Genomic DNA, 15,105 nt, shown 5'->3' on the forward strand with positions numbered 1-15,105 from the left:
CTGTGGGCGTAGGAATATTGCGGAGAGCTGCTCCTAGTACGAGAGGACCGGAGTGGACGCACCGCTAGTGTACCTGTTGTGTGGTCGCATGCATCGCAGGGTAGCTATGTGCGGAAGTGATAAGCCGCTGAATGCATCTAAGCGCGAAGCACGCTCCAAGATAAGTATTCCCTAAGAGCCTCCTGGAAGACGACCAGGTAGATAGGTAGCAGGTGTACCCATGGTAACATGGTTAGCCGAGCTATACTAATTAGGCCACTGGCTTCGGTTATATGGTTTGCACGGGTCCCCGTGCATTCCCCTGTAATCAGCTAAGTTTATAAACCCCGTTACTATTGCTGGCCTCATCATGTCAAAGAACGTTTTTTTAGACAGTATACATACTGATTTTATTGAAGGTGACTCTAGCGCAGGGGTCCCACCCGTTCCCATCCCGAACACGGACGTTAAGCCCTGCAGCGCCGATGGTACTCCCGCAAGGGGTAGAGTAGGTCGTCGCCTTCTTCCTTTTTTTCCCAAAGCCTCTTCCACTCAACGAAGAGGCTTTTTTTATGTCGTTAATTTATTTTTTGATTTAATTTACCTACCTGATCTTTTTCCTTAAGTTATTAGCACTGAATAATTTCAAACATCAAATCAGGCATCATAGAAAACAGCTACGGTTAGTGACCATCTGCGAGCAACTGCTTGCATTCAATTACTTTAAGAAACCGACATCTAATTGGTTGATATGATTAAGAAATTATTCTTTCTATCTATTCTCTGTAGCCTTCCTTTTGTAACCCTATCGCAAGGTCTTGAAAGCTGGAACGCTTATCCTTCATATTCTACGGTAAATTCCATCACGGTAAATAAGGGCGAAATATTTAGTGCTACTTTAGGGGGTATATTCAGCGTAGACAATGGAGAGATCAGTCACCAATTAACGACCCTCGACGGGCTGTATCGATCTAACCCCACTTCGATTATTGCCGACACAGCCAACAATCGTTTGATCGCCGGATATATCGACGGAAATTTGGATGTTATTGTTCTTGAAACTAATGAAATAGAAAGAATAGAAGACATCAAAAGAGTTTCGAGATTTAATTCAAAAAGCATTAATGCGTTTCAGGTATATGAAAATCGGCTTTATGTAGCCACCAGTTTTGGTATTGTGGTATATAACCTTCAAAACCTGTTTGTCGAGAACAGTTTTCTTCAGCTGGGTGATTTTGATATCGGTGTTCAAGTAAATGATCTCGATATCGTTTCAGATACCATTTATGCTGCTACAGTTCAGGGGGTAGCTTACGGAAGTTTAAATACTAACCTGGTTGAAAGCGATAATTGGGTTAACTACACGGAAGCAGAGGGACTCCCGGCCAATAGTGTGCAGGAGATTAACTTTTTTAATTCCCAAATTAACGTTCTGATTGACGGTAGCATTTATTCGGAGGAGAATAGCGCTACATGGTCCTTACATCCTGAATTTCCGGCAAATGGTATCCGCAGTTTCCAAAAAAGCATGAGCAGTCAGGAATTGGGAGCTGCTTCAGCATCAAGACTTACGATTATAGACACAGAACAGAATTCTGAAAGCATTAACCTGAACCTGGAAAGTTCAATTACGGAATTGCGCTTTGATAGTGAGCGAATTTTTTTAGGGACAACCAATGAAGGACTTGTAGTGCTGGAGAACAGGAACAGCAATGCCGATTTTTATCTTCCCAGTGGGCCTTACCTCAATTTTTTTGGTAATCTACAAGTGGAGGATAATATATTGATTGGTACTTCAACCACCTCATTCCCAAGTGCAGACGCATTCGCTTTTCTAAGAGGGTATTATATTTTCGAAGACGGATTATGGAATAACTTTAACAGAAACACGAATCCCGCATTAAATAATACAGCCTATGCGTTTTCGGTAGGCTCAAACGATTCTTCCTATTTTTTTGGAAGCTGGGGCGACGGTATTATTAAGCATCAGAAATCAACAAACGAAATCACTCAATATGACAGGTCTAATTCGAGCCTGGTGGGGATTGATGAAAACCCCAATTATGTGGTGATTTCCGGACTGGGTGATGACAGCGAAAATAATATGTGGGCTGTTTCATATTGGGCTGAGTTCCCGCTATACGTTCAACTGAATGAAACAGAAGAGTGGATTCCTTTTAGAGGACGAGCCGGAAGCAGCTTATACTTTAATTTATTTATAGACTCTTTTGATCAGAAATGGATTTCGCTGGTTAATAGTGACAATGTAGGGCAAGGCTTGTTGATTTTAGAAACCGGGGAACCTACGGACCCCAATGATGACCGTTCGGTGCGATTATCATCAGCAATATCAAATGGAAATCTTCCTGATGATAAAATTAATGCCTTTATTCAGGATAAAAACGGAGAAGTTTGGATTGGCACCGGAAGGGGAATTGCCCGGTTCATCTTCCCGGAGCTAATTGTTGAAGGAGGTCCGGAAGAGCGGCAGGCTCAATGGCTGATTAATGAAGATACTACAGCTGCATCCCGCTTTTTACTGCGAGATGTAAATGTAAGCACCATGGCGGTTAATGATGCCAACCAGAAGTGGATTGGCAGTGTGAACCAGGGAATATGGGTATTAAATGACGAAGGCAGCCGGATCATAAAACGGTTTACCACAGAGAACAGTAACCTGATCTCAAATAATATTGAATCTATTTCCATAAACAATGAAACGGGTGAGGTGTTTGTAGCTACTGATTTGGGATTGGTGAGTTATCTCGATATTCCAAAAGCTCCGGTTAAATCAATGGATAAACTTAAAGTGTTTCCAAACCCATTTAACTATGCTAAACATAGCCGGATTGTGGTAGAGGGATTGAGCGAATCAACCCAGATAAAAGTGTTGGGCATAGATGGCATTGTGGTGAACGAACTTACGGCCCAAGGTGGAAGAATAAGCTGGGATGGATTTGATTACAGTGGCAACCGATTGGGAACCGGCGTTTATTTCCTGATTGCTTTTGAAGACAGTGGCCGGGAGACCGGAGTTGGGAAAGTAGTCATCGTAAAATAAGGGGGGGATATGTGTTGGAATAAAATATTGACTATCACCCCAAGAACTTAGGATTTTAAAGCGTGCAAAATGCAGCTCCTCATATCTCGGTGGTTATTGTTAACTATAAGGTTAAAGAGTATATAGCCAATCTCCTTAACTCTTTAAAAAAAGCACAGCACGACTTTGCCCTGGAAATATTTGTTGTGGACAATGACTCCGGCGATGATTCCGTTTCCTACCTCAAAGAGCGATATCCGGAAGTTAATTACATAGCCAATGAGGAGAATGTCGGTTTTGGGAAGGCGAACAACCAGGCCATCAGGCAGGCAAAAGGGGAGTTTACGCTGATCATTAACCCGGATACGCTGGTAAGTGAAGATACGCTTGATGTATTGGTGAACCACATGAATGAAAACCCGGAGTGTGGGGCGGCGGGGTGCAAAATTTTAAATCCGGATGGTACTTTTGCTCCGGAATCCCGGCGTTCGATCCCTACTATTTGGTCAGCTTCGTGCAAAGTTTTTGGGCTGAATACGTTATTCCCGGAAAGTAAACTGTTTAGCCAATACTACCTGAGCTGGATGGGTGAAGATGAGGCCAGTGAAATCCCAGTGCTTTCCGGATCCTTTATGTTCTGGCGAACCGATTTACTCAAAGAGCTGGACGGTTTCGATGAGCGCTTTTTTATGTATGGGGAAGATATCGATTTGTGCTACCGCGTTCAGAAAACAGATTTTCGAATTGATTACGTGCCCGATACCTCTATCATTCACTATAAAGGAGAGAGCACCAAGAAAGGTGATCTGCGGTACATCCGAATCTTTAATAAAGCGCTGTATCAATTTTTTGACAAGCACTATAGCGCCCGGTACAGTTTATTTTTTCGGATATTTATCTATCTGGCTATTTGGTTGAAAACGGCTCTTTCTTTTATCTCAACCAATCTGAAAAAACTGAAGCCCGTATTTGCCGACCTGATATTACTGAATTTGTCGGTGGCTTTAGGGTTTTTGATCCGCTACGGAATAAAGGGCACAAACATATTGACCCCGGAAGGAACCAAATACCTTTGGATAAACCTGTTGATGACGCTCTTATTCCTCTTTAGCGGAAGCTTGCTGGGGATGTTTAAAAAGAATAAGGAATCAATTTCAACGGCTCTTAAAGCGTTAAGTATTACTTATTCCGGAGTGGTAATAATCACGTTTTTTGTAAGGAATCTTGCTTACTCGCGGTTGGGGCTGATATTTGGATTTATTTTGGGAGTGATTTTTTTCGTCACCTTTAAACTCATCAGAGCAAACAGGAAGGATGCTGGAAACATGAACAGGGGCAGACTGAGGAATTCACGGGTAATTCTGGTTGGTGATGCCGGGCAGTCGGCTGATATCATTTCAAAAATACACACGCGTCCCGACTGGAGTTATGAAGTGGTAGGCTATGTGAATGTGGATGAAGATGATGAAAAAGCATTGGGAGGGCTGACTCAGCTTCGTGATCTGGTAAAAGCCTATCAGGTAGATCAGGTGTTTTTTGCGTTGAATTCCATCAGCTATAAGCAGATGCTGAAGGAAATATCCAATCTTCAGAAAGAAGAAATTGTATTTAAGCTGATCCCGGACTCCATGGATTTCATTTTGGGGAAATCTAATGTGGAATACCTCGAAGTTATTCCCCTGGTTGAAGTAGAGTTTGAATATTCCAAGCCCATAAATCGGTTGCTGAAAAGATTGCTGGATCTTGGGTTATCGGTTCCTTTGTTCGTGTTGCTGTTGTTGGTCTGCTGGCCGGCCGTGCTGTTTTCGAGACGAGACTGGGTTTTTGTGGATGGCATAAAACTGTACCGGCAGATAGAGCAAAATAAGTGGAAAAACCGGCTCCGGTTATTGTGGTATGTGATTTCAGGTAAGCTGAGTTTAGTCGGGGCGCCCATCAGTGAATCAGTAATGGAGCAATCAAGCACCGCCAAAAAGGGGGTTACGGGCCTCATTCAAATCAGCAAAAACCGGATTCAGCAGGAAGAGGAAGCCGAAAGCTTTGGCTTGTATTACCTGCAAAACTATTCGCTGTGGATGGATATTGATATCCTGATAAAAACCATATTTAATGGTCCGCATCCTTTAGAAATATTATCAGAAACAGAGAAAAAGGACTAAATCCTATTCTCCAGTCTTTCAACCATTCCCGGATACCATTCGCCAAAAGTGTCATCTGCTATTCGCTCCCGCACTTCTTCCATCAGCCATAAATAGAATGTCAGGTTATGGATAGATGCCAGCACCATCCCAAAAATCTCGTTATTCCGAATCAGGTGGTGGATATAAGCCATCGTGTATTTGCTGCACAAATCGCTGGGAAAATCAGGATCGAGATAATCGTGATGTTCTTTCCATTGCGCATTCCGGATATTCACTCTTCCGTTTCGGGTAAAAATGGTCCCGTTTCTGGCATTCCGAGTGGGCATCACGCAGTCGAACATATCCACGCCGCGGGCCACTCCTTCCAGCAAGTTGGCTGGAGTTCCAACACCCATCAGGTAGCGTGCTTTTTCTTTGGGGAGATAATCGGTGTTCAAATCGGTAAATTCGTACATCATGTCAATGGGTTCCCCTACACTCAGTCCACCAATGGCAATACCTTCAAAATCCTGATCGGCCATAAATTTGGAAGACTCAATCCGTAAATCCTTATACGTTCCTCCCTGGACAATACCGAACTGAGCCTGTTCGTGACCATACAGAGGTTCCGTTTCAAGAAATGCTTTTCTGCCGCGTTTGGCCCAGCGGTGTGTTAGTTCCATGGAGTTTTTGGCGTAGTCATACGAACTGGGATAGGGCGGACATTCATCAAGTAGCATCATAATATCGGACCCAAGAATACGCTGGGTTTCCACCACATTTTCCGGAGTAAACGTATGTCGGGAGCCGTCAATATGGCTTTGGAAGTGAGCTCCTTCCTCGTCCAGCTCCCGGTTATCGGAAAGGGAAAAAATCTGGTATCCGCCGGAGTCGGTAAGAATAGGCAGATCCCAGTTCATAAATTTATGCAATCCACCCGCTTCTTTGATTATATCACACCCCGGCCGCAAATACAGGTGATAGGTATTGCCAAGAATTATCTGTGCTTTAATCTGATCTACCAGGGTATCCTGTGAAACTCCTTTTACGGTTCCCAGGGTGCCAACGGGCATAAAAATGGGAGTCTGAATAGTACCATGTGCCGTTTGTAGTTCGCCAAGCCGTGCTTTTGTGGTAGATGCTGTCTTTTTAAGTGTGTACAATCTAAATTAAATTTAAGTTTTAGAAGTTATGCAGCCTATCTAAAATTGCTTATTTTGGCAATCTTAAAAATGAAAGGCCTCATATAAATATAGTGCTGAAGTTAAAAAGATATCGGGAAGTAATTTTTACCAGTATTCTGGATTTCCTCATCGTATTGGCCAGTTGGTTTGTATTTCATTCCTTCTATCCGAATACGATGAATATTCTGATTCAGGATTTTAACCTGGATTTTATTTCCGGCGGTATCATTATAAGCTTTTATTGGCTGGCTATTTTTGTGGTGATGGGGTCATATAAAAAGCTATATCTCGTATCCCGCCTCGATGAGTTTATAAAAGTACTGAAAGCCAGTGTGCTTGGGGCGCTCATCTTATACTTCATCATTAATATCAACGAGAGTATATCCATCAGCGAACAGCGGATGATTATCATCACCTATTGGGCTACCATTTTTGTGCTGTTGGCGTTAAACCGGTTTATCGTTCGTACCATCCAGAAATACTATGCGCAAAGAGGAAAAGGACTGCACCGTACGGTGATTATCGGTACCGGCCAAACTGCCAAAGCGGCCTACGATGATTTGAACCGTAATAAAATACTGGGGATGCAGGTGCTCGGGTTTATACAGGTGAATGGAAAAGCACCCGACCCCGAAACAGGTATTACCGAAGAGGACGTAATCGGTAACCTCGATCAGATTAAAGAAATACTGGAAGAACGGCAGGTTCAGGATATTTTAGTAGCCCTGGAGCCTGACCGCCGGCAGGATTTGGTGGATGTTATTTCTAAAGTGGATGCTCCCGAGATCTCACTCAAATTATTACCCGATTTTTATCAGCTGGTGAGCGGACTCAGTAAAACCAACCAGATTTTTGGAATGCCGCTGGTTGAAATTTCCCCGGAACCGATGCCTCTTTGGGAAAAAACGATTAAAAGAGCATTTGATATCATTGTCTCTGCGGTTGTTTTACTGCTCACCTTCCCCTTCTTGATTTTGATAGGTTTGGCCGTTCGCCTTACATCACCGGGGCCGGCTATTTACCGGCAGAGAAGAGTGGGGAGAAACGGTAAGATTTTCACCATCTATAAATTCCGCACCATGCTGGATAATGCGGAAAAGCACAGCGGACCCACCTGGGCAAAGAAAGATGATCCTCGCGTAACCAAGCTTGGCTACTGGTTAAGAAAGCTGCGGGTTGACGAAGTACCACAGTTTATAAATGTATTGAAAGGCGATATGAGTTTGGTAGGCCCCCGGCCGGAACGCCCTCATTTTGTGGAGCAATTCAGTAAACAAATTCCCCTATACACTCGCAGGCTGAGAGTTCGACCAGGGATAACCGGCTGGGCTCAGGTAAAATGGAAATACGATGCATCACTCGATGATGTAAAAGAGAAAACAAAATTCGACCTGTTTTATATTGAAAACGCATCACTAAGAATGGATGCGAAAATCCTGATTAACACTATGATTACCGTCATAAAAGGAAAGGGACAGTAGCATGGCTTCAGATACCTTAATTATTGTCCCCACATACAACGAAGCGCACAACATAACCAGACTGATTGAGCGCGTGATGAATCTTGAAAACCAGGTGGATATTCTTGTGATTGATGACGGTTCACCGGATGGAACCGCTGATTTTGTACGGAAAGCCCAGAAAGAATATTCCAGTCGGGTGGCACTTATCGAACGTTCCGGTAAACTGGGGTTGGGCACGGCTTACGTAAAAGGTTTTGAGTACGCCCTGGATAAAGGCTACGATTATGTATGTGAAATGGACGCCGATTTCTCCCACGATCCTGATGATGCCGAGAGGCTGATTAACGAGGTGAAATCGGGTAAGGCTGATGTAGCCGTAGGCTCCCGGTATGCAAACGGAATTAGTATTATAAACTGGCCGTTAAGCCGTTTGATATTATCCTACTGTGCCAACATTTATGCCCGCACCATTACAGGGCTGCCCATTTTTGATACTACCGCCGGTTTTAAATGTATTCACCGGAAGGTACTGGAGTCTATTTCTATTGAGCGGATAAAATCGAACGGGTATGCTTTTCAGATTGAGCTACACTTCAGAGCCTGGAAAGCCGGTTTTAAACTGAAAGAAGTTTCGATTGTATTCCGGGAGCGGGAAGAAGGGGTTTCTAAGATGTCGAAGGCCATTGTGAGAGAAGCCATCTGGCGCGTTTGGGCGCTTAAATTCCGCAGTATTTTTGGTGCTCTGTAACTCCTAATTGAAACTCTCACCTCAGGTGAGGATTCCTTATATTATTGCTGATAAAAAATTAAAAATCAGATATGCAGTATTTAGATTTTGAACAACCCATTGCCGAACTCGAAGGTAAAATTGAAGAACTCAAAGAACTTTCAAATGTAAGTGATGGCGTATTGGATAAAGAGATTCAAAGCCTGAAAAAAAGGGTTGATAAGCTCAGAGAATCTATCTTTAGTAATCTCACCCGCTGGCAAAGAGTACAGCTGGCCCGCCACCCGGATCGGCCTTACACACTGGATTACATCTACAAAATCACGGAGAATTTTGTAGAGCTCCATGGAGACCGCTACCATGCTGATGATAAAGCTATTGTTGGCGGACTGGCTACCATTGACGGGCAGTCGGTTATGATTATCGGACACCAAAAAGGTCGGGATACCAACAGCCGTAAATACCGCAATTTTGGAATGGCCAATCCGGAGGGATATCGGAAAGCCCACCGGCTGATGAAGCTTGCCGAAAAGTTCGATATTCCCATCATCACGCTGTTGGATACACCCGGTGCTTACCCCGGCCTGGAAGCCGAAGAACGCGGTCAGGCTGAAGCCATCGCTAAAAACCTGAAAATGATGGCGATGCTGAAAGTGCCTTTCGTGACCATTGTAATTGGTGAAGGAGCAAGTGGCGGAGCGATTGGTATAGGCATGGGGAATGAAGTTTATATGATGGAGAATACCTGGTATTCGGTTATTTCTCCGGAATCCTGTTCTTCCATTTTATGGAAAACCTGGGACTACAAAGAGCAGGCTGCAGCAGTTTTAAAACTGACAGCCGTTGACCTTGAAGAACTTGATGTGATTGACGGTGTGATACCCGAGCCTATGGGCGGAGCTCACCGTGATCATGATGAAGCCGCTTCCGCTCTCAAAAAACAAATTCTGCAGAGCCTCAAGCGTCTCAAAAAACTTAAACCTGAGAAACTCATCGAACAACGCATCGACAAGTACGCTGCCATGGGTGAGTGGAAGGTAGTTAAGTAACGATTGTGGAATTCCCGGACAAGCAGCCTATCATTGAATATACGCACCGACTCCGAAGCCGGTATGGTGAGACCGATAGGATGGGATACGCGTATTATGGTCGTTACCTGGAATATTTTGAAGTAGCCCGTACTGAGATGATTCGCTCATACGGGCTTTCATATCGGGAGATGGAAGATTCCGGTGTGATGTTGCCAGTGATTCATGCCGAGCTGGAATATAAAATGCCCATCACCTATGACGAGGAAATGCATATTAAAGTGATGGTATATGATATGCCCACCGTTCGGCTTCAAACTTTTTATGAAGTAAGAACTTCAGCATCCGATAAGGTGCATGTGTTTGGGGAAGTCAGTCTTTGTTTTATGGATCGTGAATCCCGAAAACCTCTGCGCGCACCCGAATCTTTTCTTCAGGGTATTAAAGGTCAGCTAAACGGGTAAAATGTGTGGAGCCTGCAGGCACATAACAAGACATTGTACTGGAGTTTGCTGTCGGCACTGTTGTTTCTGGATATTGCAGCCCTGGGCCCCGGTCTGTTTTCATCTTCATCAATAGCTATAAACAGCTGGCAATTTGCCATATTTGATGTGCTATGCCATCAGGATCCTGCCCGCTCATATACTCTTTCCGGGGTTCAAATGGCCGTTTGTGCAAGATGTTTTGGTATTTATGGGGCATTGTTGGCCGGCTGGATTTTACTGCCTGTGTATGCCCTGTTAAAAAAGCGGGGACAAAACATAGAAAAGGGCTGGTTAATTGCTGCTATTCTGTTAAATTTAGTTGATGTTTCGGGAAACTATTTCGGCCTTTGGACGAATACCCTTACCTCAAGATTTATTATGGGTGCCTTATTTGGATTACCGCTCGCATTTATCTTGGTACATGAATTTTTCACACTTAATAATTCGGAGTAACAATGGATATGGAAAACGAACAGATACAAGAAAACCCAAGTTATTGGAATTCAGTAATAATAGCCTCACTGGTAGTAGGGATTGTAGTTACAGCCTTTGCAATTATCGGCGGGTATATGACTTTAGGTTCTGAGCCATCAGGATCATTTTTTAGTTCAGCTCAACTTCTTGGTACCATAGGGTGTTTGGTCGGGGCCATTGGTGGAGTGCTTGCAAACTGGCACTACACTAAAGAGTATGACATTACCTACAAAATCGGCAAAGGTGCATTAATTGGACTTTTCGTTGGTCTGGGTGCTACCATTGTTTCTGTTATTTTAGGACAAATCTGGAATATTATTGATCCAAGTTTTCAGCAAGCTCTTGTAGACTGGAACATTCAGAATATTGAAGCCATGCAAATGCCGGCCGAAGCAAAAGAGCAAGCTATTTCCGGGATGGAAAATCCCAATTCCGCTAAAAACATAGGTCTTCAGGCTTTGTTTACTTTTATTGGTCTTGGTGTTATGAACGTAATCTCGGGCTTAATCGGCGCTAAAATTTTCGCATCAGAAGAGTAAAAGAAGTTAATGAATCAGGAAAAAGAGACGGCATCTTCGCACAGTGAGTATCAGCAAGTATATGAAAACAGTAAGCCAACCCCGTGGGTAGAACGTAATGGTTTTGCCCACTGGGGAATGGCTATTGCCTGGGTTTTTGTAGCACTAATCGCGTTTAACGTTGTTGGAATAATTGTTGGGTTCGTAGGAGTTTTAGCTACAGCTGAAAGCCTGGATGTGCAAACCATACTGGACGAGCTTTCCACCAACTTTGACATCCTTTTTCTGGCAAACTCCTCGGGTCAAATTCTCATCATGGCCCTTGCTACACTGCTGGTTGTCAAACTTCACGCAGTAAAGGGAGACCGGAAAGAATTTCTCAGAATGAAGCTTTCCGGGAATGTGTGGCAGGTAACCGCTTTGGCCGCCGTTCTTTTTGTTGTTGCTCAGCCCACTATTCTCTTTTTAGGATGGCTGAATTCCTTTCTGCCGGTTCCGGAAGCCATGGCTCAAATGCAGGAGACCATGGCCGAAATGATTTCAAACTTTCTGAAATCAGATAATGCCCTGCTTTTGGGAGTATTTCATATTGGTTTGGTACCGGCGGTGTGCGAAGAGATTATGTATCGGGGATATGTGCAGCGGGCTTTTGAAAAAAGCTGGGGCATAACGGCTGCTATCTTAATATCAGGGGCTATCTTCGGAGCCTATCACCTTCAAATTTCAAACTTTTTACCGCTGGCCACTTTAGGTGTTTTCCTGGCCTATGTTACCTACATCTCTGATAGTCTGATTCCGGCTATGGTTGCTCACTTTGTAAATAACGGCGGACAAGTAGTAGCCAGCAGCTTTTACCCGGAAATGCTGGATGAGAAAATTACCCCGGAAATGGACATCCCTGTTCTTTTGGTAATTGGCAGTGTCGTTTTAACCACAGGTTTGCTTTATTACCTGTACACGTTGAAACCAAAAGAGCAGGAATCATGAGTTTTTTCTCCAAATCCCCCAAGCCAAACGATATCGATAATTGGGTTTGTGTGCTTGAAGGCAGCACAGACCTCGAAATCGAAATGGCGAAGAACTACCTGTCTAACCTGAAGATTCCTTCCAATATCTTGTCCAAGCGCGATTCGGCCTACAGCCTGAATGTAAGTGAGATGGCGATGGTCTATTTATACGTGCCCAAAGAGTTTGAAAAAAAAGCCCGTAAGGCACTGGAAGATCTTGAAGAAGAAAATCCCGATTTCAATCCTGACACCGAATAACCGGAGCCTGACTTGAGTGAACTTGTAAAACGCATTCTTTTTGCGGTACCTGCAGCAATTTTATTCATTTTCTTGACATGGATGGGAGGCTGGTACTTCAAAGGCTTCATCATTTTTATAGGATTTTTTATTCAGCAGGAAGTGATGCGGTTGATGAGCAGTGCGGGCAATCCCACCGATCAATACTTTCCCTACACCATAGGTTTGTGGATTATGCTGTTCCCGGTACTTCCTTATGCTTTTGAAATAGGACTGGGCATTCTACTCCTCTTCATTGCCATTCAAACTTTTGATGTGTCCGAAGAGAGTATCACTAAATTGAGCACTTCTTTTTTTGCGGGATTGTATGCTCCCCTTGGTCTTCTTTGCCTGATGCTGATTCGGGATCTTGGCACCAACGAAACCGGCTTCCTGCTAACCCTGGCTGCCGTACTAATGGTGTGGGGCGGGGATGTGTTTGCCTACTTCGGTGGACGTTCATTCGGGAAAAGAAAACTGGCTCCTTCCATCAGTCCCAATAAAACCTGGGAAGGTTTTATATCGGGTTATTTTGGGTGCTTTGTGGGGTTGGCCATTGCCTTATATGCCATCCCATTTGAAACGAGTGTAACGATGACTCTGACTCTTCCGTTAATTTTGTTGGTGGGCACCTTTGGTCCCGTCGGGGATTTAATTGAAAGCAAAATCAAAAGAAAAGCCGGTGTAAAAGATTCTTCTGATTTACTTCCGGGGCACGGAGGATTCTTTGATCGTTTTGATGCACTGCTACTGGTAGCACCCGCCGTTTATATTTATTTACAGCTCATTCAGGAATTTGGATATGTCTCATTTTAAGGTCGATTGGGAAGTATTCCCGCTTAAGCTAAAAGAAGTTTTCACCATCTCAAGAGGATCAAAATCTCAGGTACCCAATGTATTTCTGTCTATAACCAAAGATGGATTTACCGGTTATGGAGAGGCCGGTCCTAATACGCGATACAATGAGACTCCGGAAAAAGTAAAAGAGTACTTTGATTCGCTACCCGATGACTTTTTTGATGAAATTGAACATGCGGAAGAAATAACTGAAAAGCTGGAAGGCCTGAATCTATCCTCCATTCAGTCAGCAAAATGCGCAATCGAAATGGCATGGCTGGATTGGTGGGCCAAATCCCAGGATCAACCATTGTGGAGGTTATGGGGTATAGGTTCTCCAACAGGCCCGGTGACCTCCTACACCATCGGCTTGGATAAGCCTGAAAGAATGCAGAAGAAAATTCAGGAAGCCGGTCAGTATCCGGTTTACAAGATCAAGCTGGGAACGGACAGGGACAGAGAGATTATTCAGGCTATCAGAGAAGTCACAGACAAACCCCTTCGGGTGGATGCCAATGAAGGCTGGACAAACCTTGACCAGGCCAAAAGAGAGATCGAGTTTTTAGCCACCCAAAATGTAGAATTGATTGAACAACCCATGCCTGCTGATGAGTTTGAGCTCATGAAAAAATTGAAGCAATGGTCACCATTGCCACTGGCTGCTGATGAAAGCTTTCGGGGAAATGAAGACCTCCGGGAAATAGCAGAAGCTTTCCATGTGATTAACATCAAACTGATGAAAATAGGAAGCTTGGTTAAAGCGAGACAGGTTCTGAAAGAAGCCCGTTCTTTGGGAATGGAGGTCATGATAGGGTGCATGATCGAAAGCTCTTTGGCGAACGCTGCAGGAACACTATTGGCCCTTGAAGCAGACTACGCCGACCTGGACGGCCACCTTTTGATAGGGAATGATCCGTTTAGTGGTTTAACAGTGCTGGAATCACGAGAAATTGAATTATCGGAGAAACCGGGTTTCGGGGTTAGTAAGTGAATGTTTTTGTAGCCGGATGTGGTTTGGTATGAAAACAAAGAAACCAAGATTATGAATATTCTTATTACGGGCGGAACAGGTTTTATTGGCGAAGAATTGAGAACTATGCTTCTCAAACAAGGTCATAACCTGGTAATTGTGAGTCGCAGCCCCAAAAAATATGAAGACGAAGCGGCCAAAAACCAGCGGTTTATTGGGTGGGATGATGATCTTGCCACCGAGATGAATGAAATAGATGGGGTGATAAACCTTGCGGGAGAAAACCTGTTCGGCCAACGCTGGACCGATGAAGTGAAGACGAGAATTATGGATAGCCGGGTTCGATCCACACAACAGTTGGTGGATGCCATGCGGGAAGCCGATCAAAAGCCGGATGTTTTTATATCCGCCTCGGCTTCAGGAATCTATGGAAACCGTGGTGATGATATTTTGGATGAAGAAGAAGCTCATGGAAGTGATTTTTTAGCTGACGTATGTGAGGCGTGGGAGGCGGAGTCTCAAAAGGCAGCCGGGTTTGGGGTTCGGGTAGTCAACCCGCGTATCGGAATTGTATTGGAGAAAGGGGGCGGAGCTCTTGGAAAAATGGTCCCGCCCTTTCAGTTTTTGGTAGGCGGACCCGTTGGCAGCGGTGAGCAATACATGAGTTGGATTCACAGAACGGATCTATGTAAAGCACTTACTTTTCCATTAGTGAATGAAGAGTTTACCGGTGCTTATAATGTATGTTCCCCTAATCCGGTTACGATGAATGAGTTTGCCGAGACTCTGGGTAACGTTATGAATCGTCCGTCCATATTCCGGGTACCTAAGTTTGCTCTGGATATTGTATTGGGTGAAGCCGCCAAGCCGGTAACCGACAGTATCCGCATGCAACCAAAGAAGCTGCAAGTTGCGGATTTTGAGTTTCATTTTGAGTATTTGGAAGAAGCCCTCGCTGACATTGTGTAGGAGGTGTTAGGGGCAAGGTTTTAGTTGT

General features: G+C 44.1%; 14 protein-coding genes and 2 rRNA genes. 15 read left to right on the forward strand and 1 reads right to left on the reverse strand.

Features of this window, described 5'->3' with window-relative positions:
- From JJ941_RS00005 to JJ941_RS00020, 4 genes are all read left to right on the forward strand, one after another.
- Positions 1–271 (forward strand): 23S ribosomal RNA (locus JJ941_RS00005); the annotation flags it as partial.
- A 123-nt stretch (positions 272–394) separates the two neighbouring features.
- Positions 395–504, forward strand: a 5S ribosomal RNA gene (rrf, locus tag JJ941_RS00010).
- Between the two features lie 226 nt (positions 505–730).
- Positions 731–3,040, forward strand: coding sequence for a two-component regulator propeller domain-containing protein (locus JJ941_RS00015; protein WP_290960607.1), 2,310 nt, complete (start codon positions 731–733; stop codon positions 3,038–3,040).
- Between the two features lie 62 nt (positions 3,041–3,102).
- The gene (locus tag JJ941_RS00020; protein WP_290960610.1) at positions 3,103–5,178 is read left to right on the forward strand and encodes a glycosyltransferase; all 2,076 of its coding nucleotides are present in this window, start codon (positions 3,103–3,105) and stop codon (positions 5,176–5,178) included.
- Here the strand turns inward: JJ941_RS00020 and tgt are convergent.
- Positions 5,175–6,302, reverse strand: coding sequence for a tRNA guanosine(34) transglycosylase Tgt (gene tgt / locus JJ941_RS00025; RefSeq protein WP_290960613.1), 1,128 nt, complete (start codon positions 6,300–6,302; stop codon positions 5,175–5,177). The genes JJ941_RS00020 and tgt overlap by 4 nt on opposite strands.
- A 92-nt stretch (positions 6,303–6,394) precedes the next feature.
- Here tgt and JJ941_RS00030 point away from each other — a divergent pair, with 92 nt between their 5' ends.
- From JJ941_RS00030 to JJ941_RS00080, 11 genes are all read left to right on the forward strand, one after another.
- On the forward strand, positions 6,395–7,804 hold the full coding sequence (locus tag JJ941_RS00030; RefSeq protein WP_255133313.1) for a sugar transferase: 1,410 nt from the start codon (positions 6,395–6,397) through the stop codon (positions 7,802–7,804).
- 1 nt (position 7,805) lies between these two features.
- Positions 7,806–8,534 carry a polyprenol monophosphomannose synthase gene (locus JJ941_RS00035; protein ID WP_255133311.1) on the forward strand — a complete coding sequence of 243 codons (729 nt, stop codon included), beginning with the start codon at positions 7,806–7,808 and terminating at the stop codon, positions 8,532–8,534.
- 71 nt (positions 8,535–8,605) lie between these two features.
- Complete coding sequence (locus JJ941_RS00040) at positions 8,606–9,562, forward strand: acetyl-CoA carboxylase carboxyltransferase subunit alpha (protein ID WP_290960619.1); 957 nt, start codon at positions 8,606–8,608, stop codon at positions 9,560–9,562.
- 5 nt (positions 9,563–9,567) lie between these two features.
- Positions 9,568–10,005 carry a thioesterase family protein gene (locus JJ941_RS00045; RefSeq protein ID WP_290960622.1) on the forward strand — a complete coding sequence of 146 codons (438 nt, stop codon included), beginning with the start codon at positions 9,568–9,570 and terminating at the stop codon, positions 10,003–10,005.
- Positions 10,006–10,050: 45 nt separating this feature from the next.
- On the forward strand, positions 10,051–10,479 hold the full coding sequence (locus JJ941_RS00050; RefSeq protein WP_290960626.1) for a DUF2085 domain-containing protein: 429 nt from the start codon (positions 10,051–10,053) through the stop codon (positions 10,477–10,479).
- A gap of 8 nt (positions 10,480–10,487) precedes the next feature.
- Positions 10,488–11,039 carry a hypothetical protein gene (locus JJ941_RS00055; RefSeq protein ID WP_290960629.1) on the forward strand — a complete coding sequence of 184 codons (552 nt, stop codon included), beginning with the start codon at positions 10,488–10,490 and terminating at the stop codon, positions 11,037–11,039.
- Between the two features lie 9 nt (positions 11,040–11,048).
- A complete protein-coding gene (locus JJ941_RS00060; protein ID WP_290960631.1) occupies positions 11,049–12,005 on the forward strand; it encodes a type II CAAX endopeptidase family protein in 957 nt (318 codons plus the stop codon).
- Positions 12,002–12,283, forward strand: a complete 282-nt coding sequence (locus tag JJ941_RS00065; protein ID WP_255133299.1) for a DUF2007 domain-containing protein — start codon at positions 12,002–12,004, stop codon at positions 12,281–12,283. Before JJ941_RS00060 ends, JJ941_RS00065 begins: the two co-directional genes overlap by 4 nt.
- Before the next feature lie 12 nt (positions 12,284–12,295).
- A complete protein-coding gene (locus JJ941_RS00070; protein WP_290960635.1) occupies positions 12,296–13,117 on the forward strand; it encodes a phosphatidate cytidylyltransferase in 822 nt (273 codons plus the stop codon).
- On the forward strand, positions 13,104–14,129 hold the full coding sequence (locus JJ941_RS00075; protein WP_290960638.1) for a dipeptide epimerase: 1,026 nt from the start codon (positions 13,104–13,106) through the stop codon (positions 14,127–14,129). Before JJ941_RS00070 ends, JJ941_RS00075 begins: the two co-directional genes overlap by 14 nt.
- A gap of 51 nt (positions 14,130–14,180) precedes the next feature.
- Positions 14,181–15,077, forward strand: a complete 897-nt coding sequence (locus JJ941_RS00080) for a TIGR01777 family oxidoreductase (RefSeq protein WP_290960641.1) — start codon at positions 14,181–14,183, stop codon at positions 15,075–15,077.
- The last annotated feature ends 28 nt before the right edge of the window (positions 15,078–15,105 follow it).

This window comes from Gracilimonas sp. (assembly GCF_017641085.1).
Classification (GTDB): Bacteria; Bacteroidota; Rhodothermia; order Balneolales; family Balneolaceae; genus Gracilimonas.

Coding starts and splice junctions, on each gene's coding strand:
- JJ941_RS00015 (WP_290960607.1), top strand. CDS start 731: ATGATTAAGAAATTATTCTTTCTATCTATTCTCTGTAGCCTTCCTTTT.
- JJ941_RS00035 (WP_255133311.1), top strand. CDS start 7,806: ATGGCTTCAGATACCTTAATTATTGTCCCCACATACAACGAAGCGCAC.
- JJ941_RS00040 (WP_290960619.1), top strand. CDS start 8,606: ATGCAGTATTTAGATTTTGAACAACCCATTGCCGAACTCGAAGGTAAA.
- JJ941_RS00055 (WP_290960629.1), top strand. CDS start 10,488: ATGGAAAACGAACAGATACAAGAAAACCCAAGTTATTGGAATTCAGTA.
- JJ941_RS00060 (WP_290960631.1), top strand. CDS start 11,049: ATGAATCAGGAAAAAGAGACGGCATCTTCGCACAGTGAGTATCAGCAA.
- JJ941_RS00065 (WP_255133299.1), top strand. CDS start 12,002: ATGAGTTTTTTCTCCAAATCCCCCAAGCCAAACGATATCGATAATTGG.
- JJ941_RS00075 (WP_290960638.1), top strand. CDS start 13,104: ATGTCTCATTTTAAGGTCGATTGGGAAGTATTCCCGCTTAAGCTAAAA.
- JJ941_RS00080 (WP_290960641.1), top strand. CDS start 14,181: ATGAATATTCTTATTACGGGCGGAACAGGTTTTATTGGCGAAGAATTG.